The sequence below is a fragment of the Nocardia sp. NPDC049190 genome (assembly GCF_040648115.1).
In the GTDB taxonomy this organism is placed as follows: domain Bacteria; phylum Actinomycetota; class Actinomycetes; order Mycobacteriales; family Mycobacteriaceae; genus Nocardia.
In genome coordinates this window covers 1-1,089 of record NZ_JBEZDE010000124.1, presented here as the reverse complement: position 1 = coordinate 1,089, position 1,089 = coordinate 1, and the positions used below count along the sequence as shown (strand labels likewise).

Sequence of the window (1,089 nt, the reverse complement as noted above, 5' to 3'; positions counted from 1 at the left end):
GTGGTCGTGGCGGTCGACCGAAATCCGATCTGGTGTTGAGCGATGCCGAACGCGCGCAACTGATTTCGTGGTCGAGGCGGGCCAAGACCGCTCAGTTTCTGGCGATGCGGGCCAGGATCGTGCTGGCTTGCGCCGAGGGGGAGACGAACAAGCGTGTCGCAGCCGATCTCGGTGTCGACGAGTCGACCGTGATCCGCTGGCGGGCCAGATTCGTCGCGGCCCGGCTCGATGGCCTGGCCGATGAGCAGCGTCCGGGGCGGCCGCCGTCGATCCTGCTCGACCAGGTCGAGGATGTAGTGATCGCGACATTGGAATCGGCCCCCGGCAAAGACACCCATTGGTCACGGTCATCGATGGCCACGCGGACCGGGCTGTCGAAATCGACCATCGGCCGGATCTGGCGCAAGTTCGACCTCAAACCACATCTACAGGATTCGTTCAAGTTGTCCACCGACCCGCTGTTCGTGGAGAAAGTGGTCGATGTCGTTGGCCTGTACCACAATCCGCCGGAGAAGGCGATCGTGCTCTGTGTCGATGAGAAGAGCCAGATCCAGGCTCTGGACCGCTCACAACCGGTGCTGCCGATGATGCCGGGCATGCCCGAACGCCGCACCCACGACTACCTGCGCCACGGCATCACCAGCTTGTTCGCCGCGTTCAACATCGCCAACGGCACCGTCATCAGCGCACTGCACCGCCGCCACCGCGCCATCGAGTTCCGCAAGTTCCTGGTCACCATCGACAAGGCCGTGCCACGCGAGCTCGACGTGCACCTGGTCTGCGACAACTACGCCACCCACAACACCGCCGAGGTCAAAACGTGGCTGGCCCGGCATCCCCGCTTCCACATCCACTTCACCCCCACCGGCTCGAGCTGGATGAACCAGGTCGAACGCTGGTTCGGCCTGCTCACCGACAAACTCATCCGCCGCGGCGTCCATACCTCGGTCAAAGCCCTCGAAGACGACATCACGGACTGGATCGACACCTGGAACGACAACCCGCGCCCCTTCCGCTGGACCAAAACCGCAGACGAAATCCTGAAATCCCTCGCCGACTACCTCGCCAAAATCAACCCGACAACACCCC

General features: G+C 63.3%; 1 protein-coding gene. It reads left to right on the top strand.

Going from position 1 to position 1,089, the window contains the following annotated elements:
* Window positions 1-1,089 (top strand): IS630 family transposase (locus tag AB0B25_RS32185; protein ID WP_357187636.1); only part of this gene is annotated, 1,089 nt, incomplete at both ends.